Here is a 19,791-nt window from a genome sequence, read left to right as displayed (position 1 = left end):
GGCCGCGGGAAACGCCCCGCCCGCCACGCCGGTGGAACACGCTCCGCGCGGATCACGGCACGTACGCTCGGGCACATGGCGGAGCATCGCATGGTCGACGTGAACGGCATCCGGCTGCACGTCGCCGAGCAGGGCGCCGGCCCTCTCGTGGTACTGCTGCACGGTTTCCCCGAGTCCTGGCACTCCTGGCGCCACCAGTTCGGCCCGCTCGCCGACGCGGGCTTCCGGGTGGTCGCCCCGGACCAGCGGGGTTACGGGCGCAGCGACCGTCCGGACGACGTCGGGGCGTACACGATCCTCCACCTGGTCGGTGACGTCGTCGGGCTGATCCATGCCCTGGGTGAGGAGAAGGCGTACGTCGTCGGGCACGACTGGGGGGCGCCGGTCGCCTGGCACACCGCCCTGCTGCGGCCCGACATGGTGCTCGCGGTGGCCGGCCTGAGCGTGCCGCCGCCCTTCCGTGGGCCGGAGCCGCCGCTCACCGCGATGGACCGGAAGTTCGGTGGCCGTTTCTACTGGAACTACTTCGACCGCCCCGGTGTCGCCGACGCGGAGTTCGGCAGGGACGTGCGCACCACCCTGCGGAAGTTCTTCCACTTCGGTTCCGGCGCCGCGCACTCCTCCGGCGAGGCCGGGCAGCCGCTCGTCGACCTCGAGCGGGGGTGGCTGGCGGACATGCCCGACCCCGAGGTGCTGCCGGCATGGTTCACCGAGGAGGATCTCGACGCGCTCACCGAGAGCTTCTCCCAGGGCTTCACGGGGGCGCTCAACTGGTACCGCAACCTGGACCGCAACTGGGAACTCACCGCTGCCTGGCAGGACGCCCCGGTCACCCGGCCCGCACTGTACGTCTACGGCGACCGCGACCTCGTCCCCGCCTTCCCCGGCACCCCCGAACTCATCGCGAACCTCCCCGCCCTGATGCCCAGTCTGTGGCGCGAGCCGCTGGAGCTGCCGGGCTGCGGGCACTGGACCCAGCAGGAGCGCCCGGACGAGGTCAACGCGGCACTCGTCGAATTCCTCAAGGCCTGCCCCTGAGCCCGGGCACCGCACGGACCGGGCGGAGCCGCGGGCGTCGGTGCGGGTGTGACCGGGCTTGCCGGCCGGCACCGGGCACGTTCATCACCTGCAGTGCTGCCCAGCAGCTTCAGCAGCCGGAGTCGCAGGATCAGCGGCGAGCCGGGCATCCCCCAGGCAGCGCGGCGCGTCACGCGCTGACCGGGTGCGGGCGGAGACGGTCGCGGCCCGCCGGGACGGTGTGTCAGAGCATGGCGAGCCGGTCCACCAGCAGCTCCACCCTCGGCTCGGCGTCCTCGGGCAGCAGGCGGCCCGCGCGGGTCAGGGTGGCCAGGCCGTGCAGGGCCGCCCAGAACACCTCGGTGAACAGCCCCGGGCGGACGCCGTCGCCGGCGACGTCGCCGAGTGTCTCCAGGAGGGCGGCGAAGGCGTCCTTCAGAGGCTCGGGGGTGTCCTCCTGCGCGTACGCCAGGCCGCCGTCGAGCTGGAACAGGGCGTCGTAGACCGCCGGGTTGCGTGCGGCGAAGTCGAGGTAGGCGCGGGCCAGGGCGGCAACCCGGGCGCGCGGGCCGTCCGCGGCCGAGGTCGCGGCCCGCACCGCCGTGGCCAGTTCGGCGGCCCCCTGGAGGGCGACGGCACCGATGATCTCGCGCTTGCCCCGGAAATGGCTGTAGAGGACGGGCTGGCTGTATTCGATGCGCTCGGCGAGCCGGCGGGTGGTGACAGCGTCCCAGCCCTGCTGCTCGGCGAGTTCGCGCGCTGTCGTCACGATCAGGCGCTCGCGCTCCGCCCGTTCGCGCTGCTTGCGTTCCTGTACCGACATACCCCGATCCTAGCACCGCTAGACAATCGAGCGACAGCAGCGCTAGCGTTGCCTCATCTTCTAGCGACGCTAGTAGCGGAGGGATCGTCATGCCCATGCTCAACGCACTCGAGGTCGTCACCACCGTCGTCGTCGGGCTGATGGTGGGGGTGGAGTTCTCCGTCGCCTTCATCATGAACCGGATCCTGGACGCGCTTCCCGAGGACAGCGGCCAGCTCGGCCACGCGCACGGCGGCCGGATGCTCGGCGCCCTGATGCCGTTCTGGTACATAGGCTCGCTCGTCCTCAGCGCGATCTGGGCCGTCGCCGGATGGCACCACCACGGCGCCGGACTCGTCGTCACCGCCGCCGGCCTGCTGATCGTCAGCGTGGTCATGTCGGTGCTGCTGCTCGTCCCGATCAACAACAGGAACAGGACCTGGACCCCCGGCAACCGGCCCGCCGACTGGAAGCAGCAGCTGCACCGCTGGGAGCGCTACCACTACGTCCGCGTCGCCGTCATCGTCGCCGCCTTCACCCTGCTGGTCGCCGCCCTCACCTGACGCCCCCGCCGCCCCGGCATGCACCGGTCCGCCCGCGCACACCGACGGCTTCCTCCCCGTCAGGGTGAGCAGCCCGACAGGGCATCTGCTTCCTGACCCCGCGGGCGGACGCCGAGCCGGTGGCGCACGATCCCGGTCACCGGGGGTCAGCGCCGTACCCGTGGCATCCCCAGGCCGATCCAGGAGATGATCTCGCGCTGGATCTCGTTGTTACCGCCGCCGAAGGTGAAGATGACCGCCGAGCGGTAGCCGCGCTCCAGTTCGCCGTGCAGGACGGCGTTCGCCGAGCCCTCCCGCAGCGGCCCGGCGGCGGCGACGACCTCCATGAGCCAGGCGTAGGCGTCCCGGCGGGCCTCGGAGCCGTAGACCTTGACCGCGGAGGCGTCCTGCGGGGTGAGGGTACCGTCCTGGACCGCGCTCACCATCTGCCAGTTGAGGAGCTTGAGCGCCTCGAGCCGGGTGTGGGTGCGGGCCAGCAGCCGGCGCACCCAGGGCAGGTCGGCCACCCGTCGGCCGTCGGCGAGTTCGGTCTCCCGTGCCCAGCGCTGCACGTCGTGCAGGGCCCGGACGGCCATGGTGCCGTGTGCGGCGAGGGTGACCCGCTCGTGGTTGAGCTGGTTGGTGATCAGGCGCCAGCCCTCGTTCTCCTTGCCGACGCGGCGCGAGACGGGCACGCGGACGTTCTCGTAGTAGCTCGCGGTGGTGTCGTGGGAGGCGAGGGTGCGGATGACCGTGCAGGAGTAACCGGGGTCGGAGGTCGGCACCAGCAGCATGGTGATGCCCTTGTGCGGCGGGGCGTCGGGGTCGGTGCGCACGGCCAGCCACACCCAGTCGGCGGTGTCGCCGTTGGTCGTCCAGATCTTCTGCCCGTTGACGACGTACGTGTCGCCGTCGCGCACGGCACGGGTCTTCAGGGAAGCGAGGTCGGTGCCGGCGTCGGGCTCGCTGTAGCCGATGGCGAAGTCGATCTCGCCGGTGAGGATGCGGGGCAGGAAGTACGCCTTCTGCTCGTCGTCCCCGTACCGCATGATCGTCGGACCGACCGTGTTCAGCGCCATCAGCGGAAGCGGTACGCCGGCCTGGGCGGCCTCGTCGAAGAAGATGAACTGTTCCATCGCCGTCATGCCGCGCCCGCCGTACTCCCGGGGCCAGCCGACGCCGAGCCAGCCGTCCGTGCCGAGGCGGCGGATGGTGTCACGGTAGAACCGCTTCTGCGCGGCCGGGTCGGCGTACCGTGCGTAGGCGTTGTCCGGGACCAGTTCCGCGAAGTAGGCGCGCAGTTCGGTGCGCAGCCGCTGCTGCTCGGGCGTGTGGTCGAGATGCACGGCGCCTCCAGGCTCCCCAAGGGTGGTCCTGACGGCGCACACCGTAGAACGTGTTTCAGAAATAGGGAATGCCGCGCCCGGCTCGAGTTCGCGCGCCGGTCCGGCAGGGCGCGCTCAGGACAGCATCTCCAGGAAGTCCGTGCACGCGTCGGCGCAGGCCCGGCAGGTGGCCGCGGCCGACTCGGCCTCGGGGTGGTCGTCGAAGGCGCGGGCGCACTCCAGGCAGATCGAGCGGCACCACTCCACCCGGACCCGCATCCCGTCCTCGTCCTGCCGGTTCTCCTCGCTCAACACCCGGCAGGTGGCGTCGCACACCTCGGCGCACATGATGCCCAGCCGGCGAACACGCTCCTGGCGCTCGGTGCCGTCCGGGTCGACGAGGCTCGCCCGCACCGCACAGGCCCGGGCGCACTCCGTGCACGCCTGGGCGCAGGTGAAGCGGTCCTCCAGGAACCGGTAGAGCTGCTGCTGCGAAGTCGACGATGTCACCCCGTGCGGGTAGCCGGGGCGGGCGGCAGCCAAACCACCGCCCCGGGGCCCGTGGAGCCCTGCCGCGGAGACGGACCCCATCCCCCCGGGGCCGTCGCGTACAGCACCACCAGGTGACCCATAGTGTCCGGATTCGTCCGGTTATGAGGGGGTATTCCTGTCCTATGAACACCGCATCGATGCAGTTGGCCGCAGCGAGCGGCCTGATGAGCCTGGTCCTGTTCATCGTGGCCGTGGCCGTCCTGGCACTGCTCGCCGGCGGCTTCTGGATGACCTCTCGCGTCCGGTACAACGAGGCCCCGCGCCCGCGCCCCGAGGAACAGCCCAAGCTCCCGCCGGAAGGGCCGGTGCGCGAACTCCGGGAGAACAGGGAGTCCGCCGACGTGCCGGTGACCGCCAAGGGCGACCGCCCGCTCACCCCGTACGAGCTGACCAACATGGACAGCCGGCCGAGCGCCTCGAAGGAGCGCCCGCGCTGGAGCAGAGGATCCAGCGGTTCGTTCGGCGGCGGCGGCCTCGGGGCCCACTGAACCCCCCGTGGCACCGGTCTAGCGGCGCCCACTGCGCCCGCGGCACCGGTCTCGGACGACCGGCCGACCCGGCCCGTGCCGGACCGCCCGCGCCCCTAGGAATCCCCCCGGGCGGCGTCCAGGCGGCCGACGCGGGCCACATTCGTCCGGTCCTCGGGGTCCTCGCTGGGCTCGGCCGTGAACCATGCGTCGAGGATCTCCTTCAGCACGGGTTCGGACGTCAGCCTGAGACTCAGTGCGAGCACATTGGCGTCGTTCCAGCGGCGGGCGCCGTCCGCCGTGGTGGCGTCCGTGCACAGGGCGGCCCGTACGCCGGGCACCTTGTTGGCCGCGATGGAGGCGCCGGTGCCGGTCCAGCAGCACACCACGGCCTGATCGGCCGCGCCCTCGGCCACGTCGCGGGCGGCGGCCTCCGAGCAGGCCGCCCACCGGGCATCGGCCCCGGGCCGCAGCGCACCGTGCTCGTGGACGTCGTGACCACGGCTTCGCAGCTCCCTCACGAGGAGACGGGCCACGGGTTCGTCCATGTCGGAGGAGACGGAGATCCGCATACTCCGGAGCGTAGCGCCTGCGTGCGGCCCGCAGGCCGACGCCGGACGTGACGGCTGCCCCCACACATGACGGCTGCCCCCACACATGACGGCTGCCCCCACACATGACGGACGGCCCCGGGGGGCCGTCCGGTGTGTGCGGTGTGTGCGGTGTGTGCGACGGGTGAGGTCAGGGGTGCTCGGGCTGCTGCGCCGGGGGCACTCCGCCGCCCTCTCCCCCGCCCTTGGCGCCCTTGTCCGAGCCGTGCGGGCGGCCGGCCTCATCGCGGTGGGCCTGGCGGGCCTTCAGCTCGGCGACGTCCTGCGGGGTGGCGCCTCCCTTGTCACTGCGCCGCTGTTCGGGCTGCTGCGGATTGGACATGCGCCGGACTCCCTCCGGGTGGTTCGTGCTGCGTGCGGGGTCCGGGTTCCCAGGGCGGCGCGGGTGACGCACAGCCACCGGGACCGGCTCACGGCCTCCCCGTGCGGGCGACGCACCCCCACGGCGGACCGGCTCACGGCCCCGGGGCCCGCGGGGCAGGCAGGCCCACCGGGACCGGCTCACGGCCCCGGGCGGCTCAGCGTCCGGTGCAGGTGTTCGAGGGCGTCCAGCAGCACCGTGCGGTGGTACCAGCTGAGCCAGGCGGAGGTGTCGGCGGCCAGCAGGGCCAGCGTCTGGGCCCTGGCCCTGGCGGGCCGGTGCCCGGCGTCGGGCCAGAGCAGGGTGATCACGCCCGTGCAGGAGCCGGCCGAGGACAGCACCGGGACGCTCCGCAGCGCGCGGGTGCCGGTGGCCAGCAGGGCGTGCCGGCAGTCGTCGGACAGCAGCGTGTCCGTGGCGACGTCGGGCACGTCGACCGGGCGGCCCCGGGTCCGGGCGGCGGCGTCGGCCGTACCGTCGGCCCGGCCGCGCGCCAGATGGTCCAGAAACGTTTCCGCACAGCCGTGGTGGGTCTCCGGCATCAGGGTGTTGGCGGCCGGGTCCACGAGCTGCACGTAGCCGGCGGGTGCGCGGCCGATAGCCAGCGCCTCGTGCAGGACGGCGTCGACCATCTGCCTCCGGCAGCGGGGGTCCCGGCCACCGCGGGCCAGGATGCGCAGGTGCGGCACGGGCAGCGAGCGGCGCCCCGGGAACCACACCTGGCCGTCCGGGGGCCGGGCCACCACGACGGCGGAGACGAGGACGCGCAGGGGCACGTTGAACCGCTGGGAGGTCTCGCGGAGCACCCGGAACGCGCTGCCGCAGTCGGGCAGGCCGTAGCGGACCATGAGCACACCCTGCGCCGTTCCGATCACCGGCGCGGTGCGCACCCGGGCACGCAGCGCCCTTACCTCCTTGTACAGGTCCTCGTACGAGGGCCGCAGCGGGTCCGCCATCTGCGTCCGCCAGGCGGGCAGTTCCTCCACCCGGGCGGCGGCCCGGGCCAGCTCGCGCAGCGCCTCGTCCAGGGTGGCGTACAGCTGGACGCCGTCCAGGCGGGCCAGGTGCACCGCCTCCCGTACCCCGGGCCGGGCGCGGACGATGACCAGGTCCGGGCGACCGGTGCGCGCCCGGGTCGTCTCACTGAGCGTGCGCAGCACCGCCGCGCCGCCGAGCTGGACGTGGGCCATGTCGAGCACGGGCCGCAGTCCGGCGCGGTCGGCCCGTTCCAGGTGTCCGCGCAGCTCGTCCGACCAGGCCCGGGCACCGTCGGCGTCGAGACTGCCCGACATGCGCAGCAGCAGGGCGCCCTCGGCGGGCAGTCCCTCGACGACGGAGGATTCGATGACGAGGGGCGCCGGAGCGGCCGGCCCTCCGGAAGAGGGTTTCATGGCATCACCCAGACAGGACGTCACAAGGTACTGGTTCGGCCGCTTTCCGGCCTGTGCATCACCTTGCACGGTAGGCCCTCGCCCTCAACCGCGCTCGCGGCCGCGCCGGTCGGGTGCACCGGGCCTGTGCCGTTCGGTGCCACCGGTCCTGCCTCAGCGGCTACGCGCCGCCCCGGCACCTCGCCGTGCGTGCCGTACCGCCGGGGCGGCCGGCCGGCGTACCGCCGCGCGGGTGGTCCGGCGGGCCCCGTCCGGTGCGGCGGTTCCGGTCATCGCGCGACCCCCGCCCGCAGGCGCCCGGCCGTGTCCCGGTCGAGCAGCCGGGCGGCGTGTTCGACGCGCGGCGGCAGCGTCCGACGGCGGGCGACCGCGGCCGGGAACCGGGCGGCGGTCTCCCTGAGCGCCCGGCGGGCTCCGGGGCGGCCGGCCACCGCGGCCCACGCCAGTTCCGCGCCGGCGCGCAGGGCGATCCGCCAGGGGCGGCGCAGGCAGACGGTGAGCACGTGGTTGCGCCGGACGAGGAAGGAGCGGCCGGTGCGGCCGTGGTCCTGGGGGTGGTGGCGGGCCAGCAGGGTGGGCTCGTAGGCGACGCCCCAGCCCGCGGCGGCCAGGTCGTAGGCGAGCAGGGTCTCCTCGCCGCCGAAGAAGAGCAGCGGGTGGTAGCCGCCGGCGTTCAGGAAGGCGTCGCGGCGCACCACGCAGGCGCAGCCGAGGAAGCCCAGGACCGGGCGGCCGGGGAGGCCCGGTTCGGACGGCAGGGGCGAGGCGGCCAGTACGGCGTTGAGGGGGTCCTCGGCGGCCTCGTCGCCGACCAGGGTGCGGGCGGCGAGCAGGCCGAGCCGGGGGTGCCGGTCGAGGAGGTCTGCGGCCCTGGCGAGGCTGCCGGGCTCCCACCAGGAGTCGTCGTCGCTGAAGGCCACGTAGGGGGTGCGGGCGTGGCGGACGGCCAGGTTCCGGCCGAGGGCGCCGGTGTTGCCGGCGGGCCGCAGGAAGCGGGCGATCGCCGGGTGGCCGGCGACGGCACGGTGGGTGCTGTCGTCGCGGGAGTTGTCCACGAGGACGACCGGCGGCCGCTCGGGCATCGCGGCCAGCGCGTCCAGGGTGCGCAGCAGGCTGTCGCTGCGGTCGCGGGTGATGACCGCGACGGTGGTGCGGGGGTCGCCCGCGGGGGCGGGCCCGCGACTGCGGCCGGGTGCAGGGTCAGTGGGCATGCGCCACCTCCGGCCCGCTCCGGCGCTGCCTGCCGCGGACGTCGCGGAGCAGCGTCAGACAGGCCGCGGCGACCTCGCCGGTGCGGATGCGCAGCAGGCGGGCGTCCGGGGTACGGCCGTGCGGGTCGCCGGGCGGGCCGGGCTTCCACAGGGCCAGGTGGTACGGGCTCGGGGGCGGCCCCCACAGCCGCGGGGAGACGGGGCCGTACAGGGTGACGGAGCGGGTGCCGTGGGCCACGGCGAGATGGGCGAGGCCGGTGTCGCCGCTGACCACCAGGGCGGCCCCGGCGACCAGCGCGGACAGCTCGCCGAGGGGCAGGCCGCCGGTGAGCACGTCCCGGCCGGGCTGGCCGCTGCGTTCGGCGACCGAGCGGACCACGGCGTCCTCGTCGGGTCCGCCGGTCAGGACGACGTGGTGCCCTGCGGCGCGCAGGCAGCGTACGACGGCGGCGAACCGCTCCGCCGGCCAGCGGCGGGAGCCCGAGGCCGCCCCGGGGTGCACGACGACCGCGCCCGGCGCCGGGGACGGTGTGGCGGGCGGGGACAGCCGCAGGTCCCGGGGGTCGGCCGGGATGCCGTACCCCTGCAGGAAGGCGCACCAGCGTTCCCGCTCGTTGGCGTGCGCGGCCCACGGCGGGCCGTCGGGGCAGGCGTGGGCGAGCAGCCGGCGCGGATGCAGGGCGGCCAGGGCGTCGCGGCTCTCGGGGCCGTTGCCGTGCAGGTCGATCGCCACGTCGGGGGGTGGTCCGGGCCAGTGCGCGAGGTCGGGCACCGCCCGCCCCGGTGCCTCGGCCGGGAACACGGTGTCGACCGCCCCGGTGGCCAGGGCGAGTCCGGTGAGGCCGGGCGGCTGGGCCAGTACGACCCGGTGCCCGGGAAAGGCCCGCCGGACACCACGCAGCGCGGGCACACCGGCCAGCAGATCACCGAGCCCCAGCGCGCGCAGCACCAGGACGGTCGGGGAGTACGAGGTGCTGGTCACCGAGTCGGTCCTCCGGGGGGTGCGGGAGCCAGGGGAAGAGGGTGCGAGTGAAGGTGGGGACGGAGATGGGGCCGGGACCGGACCGGACGGGAGGCGGCGGCGCGGGACGGCGGTGCGTACCAGGATGCGGCGCGATCGCCGCCCAGGGTAGGTGCGCGCCCGGCTTGCGGGGGTGGGCCGGGGCGGGGCGGTCGCATTTTCACTTGCCGCGGTCCCCCGTCGACGCCGGCCCCAGTGCCGCGCGGCGGGCCAGGACCGTGGTGGAGCGCCCGTCCAGGTACGGGAGGAGCAGTACCTGGCCGCCCCAGCTCTCCACCAGCGGCTGTTCGGGGAGCGGGGTGCGGGCGTAGTCGCCGCCCTTGGCCCAGATGTGCGGGCGGAGTTCGCCGAGGAGGCGTTCGGGGGTGTCCTCCTCGAAGACGGCGACGGCGTCCACGCACTCCAGGGCGCGCAGCACCCGCACCCGGTCGGCGGCCGGGACGAGAGGCCGGCCGTCGCCCTTGCGGCGGCGCACCGAGTCGTCCGAGTTCACGCACACGATCAGGCAGTCGCCGGCCCGGCGGGCGGCCTGGAGCAGAGCGACGTGCCCGGCGTGCAGCAGGTCGAAGCAGCCGCCCGCGGCGACGACGGTGCCGCCCGCAGCCCGGACGCGGGCGGCGGTGCGCACGGCGTCGCCGGTCGTGTCGCCGTCGGCCGGCGCTTCCCCGGCCGTCCGCGGCTGATCCGGCGCGGCGACCGCGCGGGCACCGCCCTCGGTGACGTAGCGGGTGGCGGCGTGCACGGCGGCTTGTACGGCGGCCTCGGTGAGGGTGCCGTCGGCGAGCAGACCGGCGGCGGCTGCGGCGAACCGGTCGCCGGCACCGCACGGGTCGCCCGTGGCGGCGGCCGGGGTCGGCACGAGCAACGGGGTCTCGCCGTGCGAGAGCAGGGCCCCGCGCTCGCCGAGGGTCACGGCGACGGCCTGGGCCCGCCAGGCCCGCACCAGCGTGCGCGCGTCCCGGGCGGCGGTGCGCAGCCCGGCCGTGTCGCCGGTGTCGCCGGTGTCGTCGCCGTCGTCGAGCTGCCGGGCGAAGGCACGGGCCTCCTGGGCCGAGGGGGTGACCAGGCGGACGCCGGGCACCGGGGGCCGGCCGCGGAGGTGGGGGTCCCAGACGACGGGGGCGGCCGTGTGGGCCAGCGCGTCCCGCAGGACGTCGGCGGTGCCGCGGCCGTAGTCGGCGACGAGGATGCCGCCGGCTTCCGCGACCGCGGCGACCGCCTCCGGTGTCGCCTCGCGGGCGCACCCGTCGCCGTCGTCGAGCCGGAGCAGCGGACGGTCCCCCGCCATGACCCGGGTCTTGCTGCTCAAGGCGCCCTCCAGCGGCACCTCGACCAGCCCGACCCGGCCCGCCAGCAGCTCGCGCAGGGTGTCGCTCGCGGGATCGTCGCCGAGCGCGGTGACGAGGGTGACGCGGCGCCCGTCGGCCGCCGCGAGGCAGGCGGCGAGGGCCGCACCGCCCGGACGGGAGCTGCGCCGGGTGCCGTGGACGACGGGTACGGGCGCGTCCGGGGCGAGCCGCTCGGCCCGGCCGCACAGGTCGTGGTCGAGCAGGGCGTCGCCCACGACGACCAGGGGCGTGTGCGCGGTGGAGGCGGTGGAGCCGGTCATGCGTGTCCCTTCCTCTCGGCCACCGGTGTACCGGACGCGGTACGTCCGCCCGTGGCGTTGCGTACGTCGCCGCAGGCACGTCCGCCGGTGCCACTACGTCCGCCGGTGCCGCTGGGGCCGCCCGTGCCGGCGCGGCCGACGCTGTCGGCACCGCCCCCGACGCTGCCGGCGCTGCGGCCGGTCTCCCCGCGCTCGACGGCCTGGTCGAAGGATTCGCAGAGCATGTGCACGGCGACCAGGTGGAGTTCCTGGACGGTGGCGGCGACGGGAGTGTCGACGCACAGCGCCTCGTCCGCGCCGAGCTGCAGCGGATTGGGCGCCCGCCCGGTCAGCGCCCACACCGCCATGCCCCTTTGGCGGGCGCACTCGGCGGCGGTGAGCAGGTTGGCGCTGGCGCCGCTGGTGGAGAGCAGCATCAGCACGTCGCCGGGCCGGCCGTGCGCGGCGGTCTGCCGTGCGAAGACCTCCTGGACGCCGTAGTCGTTGGCGATCGCGGTGGTGGAGGAGGTGTCGGCGTGCAGGGCGACCGCGGAGAACGGCGGCCGGTCGTCGCGGTAGCGGCCGACGAGTTCGGCGGTGAGGTGCTGTGCCTGCGCGGCGCTGCCGCCGTTGCCCGCGACGAGCAGCCGCGAGCCGGAGCCCAGCCGCCGGGCCAGTTCGGCGCCCCAGCGCTCGATCAGCGGGCCGTGCTCGCGGAACGCCTCGAGGGCCTTGGCGAGGTCGTCGCAGTGCGCGGTGTCGTTGACGGTGTTCACCGGACGGCCGTTCATCGGACCACCCCCGAGAGCGAGCGGGCCGGGGACACGTCGTCGTAGACCGCGGCCACGCCCTCGGCCACCCGGTCCCAGGTGTAGTGGTTGAGCACCCGGTCGCGCCCGGCGGCTCCGTAGCGGGCGAGCCGTTCCGGGTCGGCGAGCAGGGTGCGGACGGCCGCGCTGAGGTCGTAGTCGTGGTCGGCGGGGACCAGGACGCCGGTGGTGCCGTCCACGACCGTGTCGAGCTGGCCGCCGACCGCCGTGGCGACGACCGGCGTGGCGCAGGCCATGGCCTCCAGCGGAACGATGCCGAAAGGCTCGTACACGGGCAGCGAGAGCACCAGGTCGGCACTGGACATCAGCCGCGGCATGCGGGCCCGGCCGACGCCGCCGAGCAGGGTGACCCGGTCGGCGACGCCGTGTTCACCGGCCACGGCGTAGAGGCGGGCGGCCTCGGCGTCGGTGCCGAGCAGGTCGGCCTCGGGGCCGCCGGCGATGAGGAGTTCGGCGTCGGGGATCCCGGCCAGGGCGCGGATGGCCCGGTCGAAGCCCTTGCGGGGCACGAGCCGGCCGACGGCCAGCAGCCGGCGGCGTACGCCGGGGGGACGGGTGCGGGCGGCGGGGGCGAACTGGTCGGGATCGACGCCGCAGGGCACGATGCTGATGCGGTCCTCGGGCAGGCCCATGGCCTTCAGTTCGGCCACCTCGTCGCTGCAGGTGGCGATGATCCGGGCGCACTCGTGACCGATGGCCTCCTCGATGGCGAGGCGCTGCGGCGGGCTGGTGTCGGCGGGGCCCTGGTAGCGCTTCTTCACCGTGCCGAGGGCGTGGTAGGTCTGCACGACGGGGACGCCGGGTCCCCGGGCGCCGGCCAGGGCGGCCAGGCCCGACATCCAGAAGTGGGAGTGCACCACGTCCGGCGGGGAGTGCGCCCACTGGCGGGCCAGGAACTCCCCGAACTCGTCCATGTGCGGCAGGAGTTCGTCCTTGGGGACGGGTGCGGGCGGCCCGGCGGGCACGTGCACCACCTGCACCCCGTCGATCAGGGTCACCCGGTCCGGCAGGCCCTCCGAGTCCCGGCGGGTGTACACGGTGACCCGGTATCCCTTCCTGGCGAGCTGCCGGGCGACCTGCGCCACGTACACGTTCTGCCCGCCCGCGTCCGGACCGCCGAGTGCGGCCAGCGGGCTGGCGTGCTCGGAGACCATGGCGACGCGCCCGGCCGTGTGCGGAATGCGGCTCATCGGGTGACCTCCTTGATCAGGCGCTCCCAGTCGTCCAGGAAGCGCCGCTCTCCGTAGCGGGCGCGGGCCGCGGCCCGGGCGGCCTCGCCGGTACAGCGGGCCAGTCCGGGATCGGCGAGGAAGGCCCCTACGGCGTCCTCCAGCACGTCGAGGCGGTTCGAGACCACCCCGGCGCCCTCGGGTACGGCTTCGCGGACCTCGGTGGTGTCCAGGGCGACCACCGGCATGCCCAGGAACATGGCCTCCAGCAGGGAGAGGCCGAGCGAGGTCCAGCGCACGGGATGCAGATAGACCCGGCACCGGGCCATCTCGCGGTGCAGCTCGTGCTGCGGCAGGTCCCGGGCGCGGCAGCGGCCGGGGGGCAGGCCGAGGTGCTCGGCGAGTCCCTCGGTGCGCATCCCGAACACGTCCAGGGGGGCCGCCCGGGCGAACCGCGGCAGCAGGTCGGTGCCCGTCGTACGGCCCCTGCGCACGGGCTCGTTGACCACGACGGCCGCGCGGCGTTCGGTGCCGGTCCAGCGGTGGCCGGGGTCGATGACGCCGTGCTCCACGACCTCGGTCGGGGCCCGGCCGCTGTCCCACATCAGCCGGTTGAAGTGGGTGACGTGGACGACGGGGATCTCCGACTGCCCGGCCAGCGGATGGAGCTGCCGCTCGGGTGTCGCGTCGGGGCTGTTGTGCTCGACGTACACGGCGGGCACGTCCACGCCGGGCCGGCGGCCGGTCCAGCGCAGGGCCAGGTCGAGTTCGTGCGGGCGCTGCAGGACCATCAGGCCGAGGTCGCAGTCCCGGAGTTCGCGGGGCGTGCGTTCCCGCACGGACCGCGGCCAGTCCCAGGTCAGCGCCCGGCCGCGGCCGTCGGGTCCGCGGTCCCCGGTGACCGGGACGAGGTAGGTGTGGGGGCCCTGCACGAAGGCGGTGAGCCAGGATCCGTGCACGTGCCATACGAGGATGTTCATGAGTGCCGCTCCTGGATGAGCTTGTGGACCGCGCGCACCACGTCCTGTCCGGTGACCTCGTCCAGGCAGGGGTGTCCGGGCACCGGGCAGGTGAGGGCCCGGGTGTCCGCGCACAGCGCCGACTGGTCGCCGAGCAGGATGACGGGGACGCCGTACGGCGCCCAGCGCCCGGCCGGTACGACGGGCGAGAACAGCGACACGACGGGGGTGCCGACGGCGGCGGCCAGATGTGCGGGGCCGGTGTTGGCGCTGACGACGGCGTCGGCCGTGCGCAGCACACCGGCGAGGGTGCGCGGGGAGGTCCGGCCGCCGAGGTCCACGGCCAGGTCGCCGCTCACCTGCCGGGTGAGGGCCGTCTCGGCGGGCCCTCCGGTGACGACGACGCGGTGCCCGGCGTCGGCGAGCAGGGCGACGGCCTCCGCGCAGCGGTGGGGACTCCAGGCGCGGGCGGGGGCACTGGCGCCGGGGTGCAGGACGACGTACGGGCCGTGGCCCGTCAGGCCGCCGGTGTCCGGGGGCGGGAGGACGCGCAGCCGCCCGTCGTCGCCGGGGGGCGGCCGGAAGCCCAGGGCGGCGGCGGTGTCCAGGGCCGCCTCGGCCTCGTGCCGGCCGGGCAGCCGCCGGTGGCGTACGTCGAGGAGCCGGCCGGGGTGGTCGGTGCTGTCGGCGCCGATCCGGCCGACGCCGGCGAGTCGCAGCAGCAGCGCGGTGGGCAGCGGGCTCTGGTGGAACGAGGTGAGGACGAGGGCGGTGTCGTACGCGCCGGTGCGCAGCCGGCCGAGGATGCGGTCGATGTCCGGCGGGCTGACCGGGGGCGGGTCGAAGCCCTCCCAGGGGGACTCCCACACCAGGACCTCGTCGACGCCGGGCAGCAGCCGGGCGGCGTCCGCGCCGCGGGGGCCACACAGCAGGGTGACGTGCGTGCTGTGGGCGGCGACGGCGCGTACGGCGGGGCCGGCGAGCAGGACGTCCCCGAAGCTGTCGAGCCGGACGACGAGCGACCTCATGCCGACGGCCTCCCCCCACACCCGCCGAACCCCACGGGCCCACCGAACCCCACGGGCCCACCAGACCCCGACCCCACGGGCCCACAAGACCCCAGCCCCACGGGCCCACAAGACCCCAGCCCCACGGGCCCACAAGACCCCAGCCCCACGGGCCCGCCAGACCCCGGCCCCACGGGTTCACCGGACCCCGGCCCCACGGGCCTGCCGGACATCGGACCCACGGGCCTGCCGTCACCCGGCCCCACGGGCCTGCCGTCACCCGTCGGTACTTCGGACCCCGCCCGCCTGCCGATCCTCGCCGACGTGGCGGACTCTGGCCCTCCGGGCCTGCCGAACCCCGCCGGCGCGTCGGAGCCCGCCGGCACGTCGGGCCCCGCGGGGCCGCCGGACCCGGCCGGCACGTCGGGCCCTGCGGGCGTGTCGAGTGCCCTGCGTACCGCGGTGAGCAGATCCGGGAAGCTCTGTTCGGCGAAACGTTTCACTTCCGCCGGTGCCGTGGCCGCGTTCGGGACGAGCGCGCCTCGGGCGCCCGCAGCGCGCGCGGCCAGCAGGTCCGCGGCGATGTCACCGATCACCAGGCACGCGGCGGCCGGTACGCCCAGCCGGGCGGCGGCCGCGTGGATCAGGCCGGGCCGGGGCTTGCGGCAGGGGCAGCCGGCGTCGGGGGCGTGCGGGCAGAACACCCAGGTGTCCACCCCGCCCAGCAGGGCGTCGGCACGCGCGTTCACGGCACGCACCTGCTCGGCGGTGAGCAGTCCGCGCCCGATGCCGGACTGGTTGCTGACCACGCCGGTGGCCAGGCCGCGGGACCGGGCCAGCGCGACCGCCTCCGCGGCGCCGGGCAGCAGCCGGACCCGGTCCGGGTCGCCGTTGTACGGCACGTCCGCCACGAGGGTGCCGTCGCGGTCGAACAGGACGGCTGCGACGGTGGTCACCCGGCACCTCCCAGGGGTTCGGCGTGCCGGTGGCGGAGGGCTCCGCGCAGCCGGTGCCGGACGGCGAGGGGCGGGATGAGCACACTGGTGCCCAGCATCCCGGCGATCTCGCCGGCGGTGCGCGGTCCGGGCAGGATGCGGGCCAGGGCGAACTCGGCGGTGCCCAGGGCCCACAGGGCCGCGCAGGCCGTCGCGGCCCGGCGCCGTCCGGCCAGGGCACAGCCGGCGGCGGCCAGGGCCGCGCCGGTGACCGCCAGGTGACGGGGCAGCCGGCCGCGGGGCGCCTGCGCGCGGTCCCACCAGTCGCGGCCGTGCAGCCGGTTCATCAGGGCGTCGTCGGCGTTGCCGCGCTGCGCCGGCAGCGAGGCCCACCAGTGGGCCGCGCGGACCGGGTGCCGGGTGATCCGGCCGCCCCGGACCAGGGTCCAGCCGCAGCGCTGCACGCGCAGGGCGAGGTCGGCGTCCTCCCGGAACGCCCGCGGGAACCGCTCGTCGAAGCCGCCGGTGCGCTTGAGCGCCTCGGTGCGGTAGGCCATGTCGGCGGTGGCCCAGGCGGCGTTCTCCAGGCCCTTGGTGGTGCGTTCCCAGTCGGTGGGCCGGCGGTCCGTGGGCAGGGGGACCCGCAGCCGCCCCTGGACACCGCCGACGTCCGGACCGGCCTCGCGCAGGTCCGCGGCGAGCCGCCGGGACCAGTCCGGCAGCACCTGGACGTCGTCGTCCAGGAAGACCGTCCAGGGCGTACGGACGGTGTGCCAGCCCGCGTTGCGTGCGGCGGCCGGCCCCTTGCCGCCGGTGCGCAGGGTGCGCACCCGGTCCAGGAGCTGCCCGGCCGCGGTCAGCGGCAGGTCACCGTCGGGCGCGGGCCGGTCGTCCACGACGACCACCTCGTGCGGTGGATGGCCCCCGGCGTCGGCGAGTGCGTGCAGGCACTCGGCCAGGCAGGGGCGGCCGATGGTGGGGACGACGACGGTGTAGGCGGGTGCGTCGCTCATGCGAATGCCCTCCCGCGGCGGACGGCGAACGGGCCGAGCACCAGCAGGTCGACGGGGGCCGAGCCGAAGCACTCCAGGGCGTCCCGGGGGTCGTCGACCATGGGCCGGCCGGCGGTGTTGAGGCTGGTGTTGACCACCACCGGCAGTCCGGTGCGCCGCTCGAAGCCGTCGAGCATCCGCGCCACCAGGGGCTCCTGGGCCCGGTCGACGGTCTGCACGCGGGCCGTGCCGTCGACGTGGACGACGGCCGGGATGCGGGCCTTCCAGTCGCCGGCCACCCGGTGCACGAACAGCATGTGCGGACTGGGCAGCGGGCCGTCGAAGATGCCGGCCGCGCGCTCGGCGAGCACCATGGGCGCGACGGGCCGGAACTCCTCGCGTCCCTTCACCGCGTTGAGCCGCTCCAGGTTGGCCGCCCGGCCGGGGTGGGCGAGCAGCGACCGGTGCCCGAGTGCGCGCGGCCCGTACTCGCTGCGCCCCTGGAACCACCCCACGATCCCGTCCTCGGCCAGCACCTGAGCGGCCGTCTCGGCGATGTCGTCGGGCTCCTCGTACGGTACGGCCGCCCGCTCCAGCCACGTGCGCAGTTCGGCGTCGCTCCAGCCGCGTCCCAGGGCGGCCGTCGGCATCGGCTCCAGGGCGTCCTTCTGCCCGGCGACGTGGGCGGCGGCGCCCAGGGCCGTGCCGGCGTCGCCCGCCGCCGGCTGCACCCACACGTGCCGGAAGCCGCTCTCGCGCCACAGCCGGGTGTTGGCCACGCAGTTCAGCGCGACGCCGCCGGCCATCGTGAGCGCTTCCTCGCCGGTGTGTTCGCGCAGCCACCGGGCGAGGGCAAGTACGGCCTCCTCCAGGCAGAGCTGGGCGCTGGCGGCCAGGTCGGCGTGGTCCTGGCTCCAGTCGCCGCCGGCCCGGCGGGCCGGGACGAGGTCGGGCCAGGGCACCGGGCGGGCGGTGAAGCCGCCCCGGTCGTCGGCGTGGACGTACGCACGCAGCCGGTCGGCGAAGCGCGGGGTGCCGTAGGAGGCGAGCGCCATCACCTTGAACTCGTCGCTGCTGCGCAGGAATCCGAGGTGATCGGTGAGGTCCTCGTAGAACAGGCCGAGGGAGTGCGGCAGTTGCTGGGTGGCGAGGACGGTCAGCTCCCGGTTGGTGTAGCGGCCGGCCAGATGGGAGCCGCACTCGCCGCGGCCGTCCAGGACGAGGACGGCGCAGTCCGGGTAGGGCGACACCGGTCCGGCGGAGGCGGCGTGCGCCACGTGGTGCGGGACGAACCTCACCTTCGCCGGGTCGAGTCCGGGCAGGGCCTCGGCGAGGAACTGCGGGGCCTGGCGGGCGTACTCCTGCCTCAGGTGGTCCCAGGGGTCGTGCAGGCCCATGTGCTCGGCGGGGCGGGCCAGTGCGGGGTCGTAGGAGTAGGCGACGGCGTCGAGGTCGCACGGGGCGAGTCCGGCCTGCTCCAGGCACCAGCGGGCCGACTGCCCGGGCAGTTCCCAGGCGGAGAACGGTACGGGCCGCTTGCCGTGCTTGCGGCGGGAGAACCGCTCCTCCTCCGCTGCCGCCACGACCCGGCCGTCGGTGATCAGGGCGGCGGCGGGGTCGTGGAAGAGTGCGTTGATACCGAGGACGTGCATGCGCTGTCTCCAGGGCCGGGGACGGGCGGGGGTCAGGTCTGCGGTGCCGGGCTCTGCGCGCGCGGTACGGGTTCCGGGGGCAGGGCCGCGAAGTAGGCGATGGTCTGCTTCAGGCCCTCCTCCCACGGCACCTGCGGCGACCAGCCGAGCAGCTCACGGGCGAGGGTGGTGTCGGGGCGGCGCCGGCCGGGATCGTCGACGGGCCGGTCGATGAAGGCGATCGGCGAACGGGAGCCGGTGAGGGCGACCACCCGGCGGGCCAGTTCGGCGACGGTGATCTCGTCGCTGCCGCCGATGTTCACCGGGCGCACGGACCTGCTCCGCGCCACCTGCAGCACGCCTTCGACCGTGTCGTCCACGTAGCACAGCGAGCGGGTCTGGCTGCCGTCGCCGGTCACCGTGAGCGGCTCGCCGGCCAGGGCCTGGCAGATGAAGGTGGGCACGGCCCGGCCGTCATGGGCTCGCATCCGCGGCCCGTAGGTGTTGAAGAGCCGTGCTATCCCGGCGTTCGTCCCCCTGGTGGCGGCGTGCGCGGTGACCAGCGCCTCGGCGAACCGTTTGGACTCGTCGTAGACGCTGCGCGGACCGACCGGGTTCACGTTCCCCCAGTAGCCCTCGTGCTGCGGGTGCACCTGGGGATCGCCGTACACCTCGGAGGTGGACGCGAGCAGGAAACGGGCGCCGTCCCGCTGAGCGACGGCCAGTGCGTTGCGGGTGCCGAGGCTGCCCACGTCCAGGGTCTCCAGGGGCATGCGCAGGTAGTCGGCGGGCGAGGCCGGGCAGGCGAAGTGCAGGACGAGGTCGTAGGGGCCCGGCAGGAGGTCGGCGCAGTCGGCCGCGGAGACGTCACAGTGCACGTAGCGGAAGCCGGGCCGTGGCTGGAGGTGGGCGACGTTCTCGCGCCGCCCGCAGGCCAGGTTGTCGGCGCAGTCGACTTCGACACCTGAATCCAGCAGCCGCTCGCACAGGTGGGAACCGAGGAAGCCGGCGCCGCCGGTCACAAGGGCGCGTTGCCAGGAGAACGGTGTGTCACCAGTCATGGGGCATTCCTTCGTCGTCCTGCGTGCACGTCGTGGGCGCCGGCGGACGCCTCTGGGGGGCGTCCGGGCGCGTGCCGCGTCCCCGGGTCCGGCCTGCCGGCCCGCTGGGTGAGGAAGAGGACAGGGCTCGGGTCCCGCAGATCCGCAGGACCGCCCTGGTCGGCCGCCGCTGGCTGGACGGCACTGGACTGGGAGCAGAGTTCCCGTACCAGTTGGTTTCACACGTTTGAGTCTCATTGTCCGGAAGTCCCGGCCCTCGCGCGACTCCGGGGCCTGGGACCGCGGTGGGAGAGTCGTGCACGCGACGGTGCGGCGGCGG

Annotated in this window: 20 protein-coding genes; 3 read left to right on the top strand and 17 right to left on the bottom strand. The window is 75.2% G+C overall.

What is annotated here, in order from left to right; all coding sequences use genetic code 11:
* The first annotated feature begins 75 nt into the window (after positions 1–75).
* A complete protein-coding gene (locus JK359_RS21845) occupies positions 76–1,038 on the top strand; it encodes an alpha/beta fold hydrolase (protein ID WP_201838139.1) in 963 nt (320 codons plus the stop codon).
* A gap of 223 nt (positions 1,039–1,261) precedes the next feature.
* Here the strand turns inward: JK359_RS21845 and JK359_RS21840 are convergent, their stop codons facing one another.
* Positions 1,262–1,840 (bottom strand): TetR/AcrR family transcriptional regulator, encoded by a 579-nt coding sequence (locus JK359_RS21840; RefSeq protein WP_201838137.1) that lies wholly within the window; start codon positions 1,838–1,840, stop codon positions 1,262–1,264.
* A 95-nt stretch (positions 1,841–1,935) separates the two neighbouring features.
* On the opposite strand from JK359_RS21840, the gene JK359_RS21835 reads away from it, so the two are divergent.
* Positions 1,936–2,382: an anthrone oxygenase family protein gene (locus tag JK359_RS21835; protein WP_201838135.1), complete on the top strand. Its 447-nt coding sequence runs from the start codon at positions 1,936–1,938 to the stop codon at positions 2,380–2,382.
* Between the two features lie 146 nt (positions 2,383–2,528).
* Here the strand turns inward: JK359_RS21835 and JK359_RS21830 are convergent, their stop codons facing one another.
* Positions 2,529–3,707, bottom strand: coding sequence for an acyl-CoA dehydrogenase family protein (locus JK359_RS21830; protein WP_201838133.1), 1,179 nt, complete (start codon positions 3,705–3,707; stop codon positions 2,529–2,531).
* A gap of 114 nt (positions 3,708–3,821) precedes the next feature.
* Positions 3,822–4,196, bottom strand: coding sequence for a four-helix bundle copper-binding protein (locus tag JK359_RS21825; RefSeq protein WP_201838131.1), 375 nt, complete (start codon positions 4,194–4,196; stop codon positions 3,822–3,824).
* Between the two features lie 164 nt (positions 4,197–4,360).
* On the opposite strand from JK359_RS21825, the gene JK359_RS21820 reads away from it, so the two are divergent.
* A complete protein-coding gene (locus JK359_RS21820) occupies positions 4,361–4,726 on the top strand; it encodes a DUF6479 family protein (protein WP_236678235.1) in 366 nt (121 codons plus the stop codon).
* Between the two features lie 95 nt (positions 4,727–4,821).
* Here the strand turns inward: JK359_RS21820 and JK359_RS21815 are convergent, their stop codons facing one another.
* The 14 genes from JK359_RS21815 to JK359_RS21750 form a co-directional block, all read right to left on the bottom strand.
* Positions 4,822–5,277, bottom strand: a complete 456-nt coding sequence (locus JK359_RS21815; protein WP_201838129.1) for an RpiB/LacA/LacB family sugar-phosphate isomerase — start codon at positions 5,275–5,277, stop codon at positions 4,822–4,824.
* 169 nt (positions 5,278–5,446) lie between these two features.
* Positions 5,447–5,638 (bottom strand): hypothetical protein, encoded by a 192-nt coding sequence (locus tag JK359_RS21810; RefSeq protein WP_201838127.1) that lies wholly within the window; start codon positions 5,636–5,638, stop codon positions 5,447–5,449.
* 179 nt (positions 5,639–5,817) lie between these two features.
* Positions 5,818–7,068 (bottom strand): ANTAR domain-containing protein, encoded by a 1,251-nt coding sequence (locus JK359_RS21805; RefSeq protein ID WP_201838125.1) that lies wholly within the window; start codon positions 7,066–7,068, stop codon positions 5,818–5,820.
* A 269-nt stretch (positions 7,069–7,337) separates the two neighbouring features.
* Positions 7,338–8,279, bottom strand: a complete 942-nt coding sequence (locus JK359_RS21800; RefSeq protein WP_201838123.1) for a glycosyltransferase family 2 protein — start codon at positions 8,277–8,279, stop codon at positions 7,338–7,340.
* Positions 8,269–9,261, bottom strand: a complete 993-nt coding sequence (locus JK359_RS21795) for a glycosyltransferase family 9 protein (protein WP_201838121.1) — start codon at positions 9,259–9,261, stop codon at positions 8,269–8,271. Before JK359_RS21795 ends, JK359_RS21800 begins: the two co-directional genes overlap by 11 nt.
* Before the next feature lie 199 nt (positions 9,262–9,460).
* A complete protein-coding gene (locus JK359_RS21790; RefSeq protein ID WP_201838119.1) occupies positions 9,461–10,909 on the bottom strand; it encodes a PfkB family carbohydrate kinase in 1,449 nt (482 codons plus the stop codon).
* The gene (locus JK359_RS21785) at positions 10,906–11,679 is read right to left on the bottom strand and encodes a D-sedoheptulose-7-phosphate isomerase (RefSeq protein ID WP_201838117.1); all 774 of its coding nucleotides are present in this window, start codon (positions 11,677–11,679) and stop codon (positions 10,906–10,908) included. The genes JK359_RS21790 and JK359_RS21785 overlap by 4 nt, the downstream gene beginning before the upstream one ends.
* Positions 11,676–12,908, bottom strand: coding sequence for a glycosyltransferase (locus tag JK359_RS21780; protein ID WP_201838115.1), 1,233 nt, complete (start codon positions 12,906–12,908; stop codon positions 11,676–11,678). Before JK359_RS21780 ends, JK359_RS21785 begins: the two co-directional genes overlap by 4 nt.
* Positions 12,905–13,867 carry a glycosyltransferase gene (locus JK359_RS21775; RefSeq protein WP_201838113.1) on the bottom strand — a complete coding sequence of 321 codons (963 nt, stop codon included), beginning with the start codon at positions 13,865–13,867 and terminating at the stop codon, positions 12,905–12,907. The genes JK359_RS21780 and JK359_RS21775 overlap by 4 nt, the downstream gene beginning before the upstream one ends.
* Positions 13,864–14,874, bottom strand: a complete 1,011-nt coding sequence (locus JK359_RS21770; protein ID WP_201838111.1) for a glycosyltransferase family 9 protein — start codon at positions 14,872–14,874, stop codon at positions 13,864–13,866. Before JK359_RS21770 ends, JK359_RS21775 begins: the two co-directional genes overlap by 4 nt.
* A complete protein-coding gene (locus JK359_RS40200) occupies positions 14,871–15,809 on the bottom strand; it encodes a D-glycero-alpha-D-manno-heptose-1,7-bisphosphate 7-phosphatase (protein ID WP_307788225.1) in 939 nt (312 codons plus the stop codon). The genes JK359_RS21770 and JK359_RS40200 overlap by 4 nt, the downstream gene beginning before the upstream one ends.
* Positions 15,806–16,801, bottom strand: coding sequence for a glycosyltransferase family 2 protein (locus tag JK359_RS21760; RefSeq protein ID WP_201838109.1), 996 nt, complete (start codon positions 16,799–16,801; stop codon positions 15,806–15,808). Before JK359_RS21760 ends, JK359_RS40200 begins: the two co-directional genes overlap by 4 nt.
* Positions 16,798–18,432, bottom strand: a complete 1,635-nt coding sequence (locus JK359_RS21755; RefSeq protein ID WP_201838107.1) for a carbamoyltransferase family protein — start codon at positions 18,430–18,432, stop codon at positions 16,798–16,800. Before JK359_RS21755 ends, JK359_RS21760 begins: the two co-directional genes overlap by 4 nt.
* Before the next feature lie 32 nt (positions 18,433–18,464).
* On the bottom strand, positions 18,465–19,472 hold the full coding sequence (locus tag JK359_RS21750; protein WP_201838105.1) for an NAD-dependent epimerase/dehydratase family protein: 1,008 nt from the start codon (positions 19,470–19,472) through the stop codon (positions 18,465–18,467).
* Positions 19,473–19,791 lie beyond the last annotated feature (319 nt).

Source organism: Streptomyces actinomycinicus (assembly GCF_016741775.1).
Lineage (GTDB): Bacteria > Actinomycetota > Actinomycetes > Streptomycetales > Streptomycetaceae > Streptomyces > Streptomyces actinomycinicus.
Note: the sequence above shows the minus strand (reverse complement) of the source record. Positions and strands in the feature narration are given on the sequence as shown.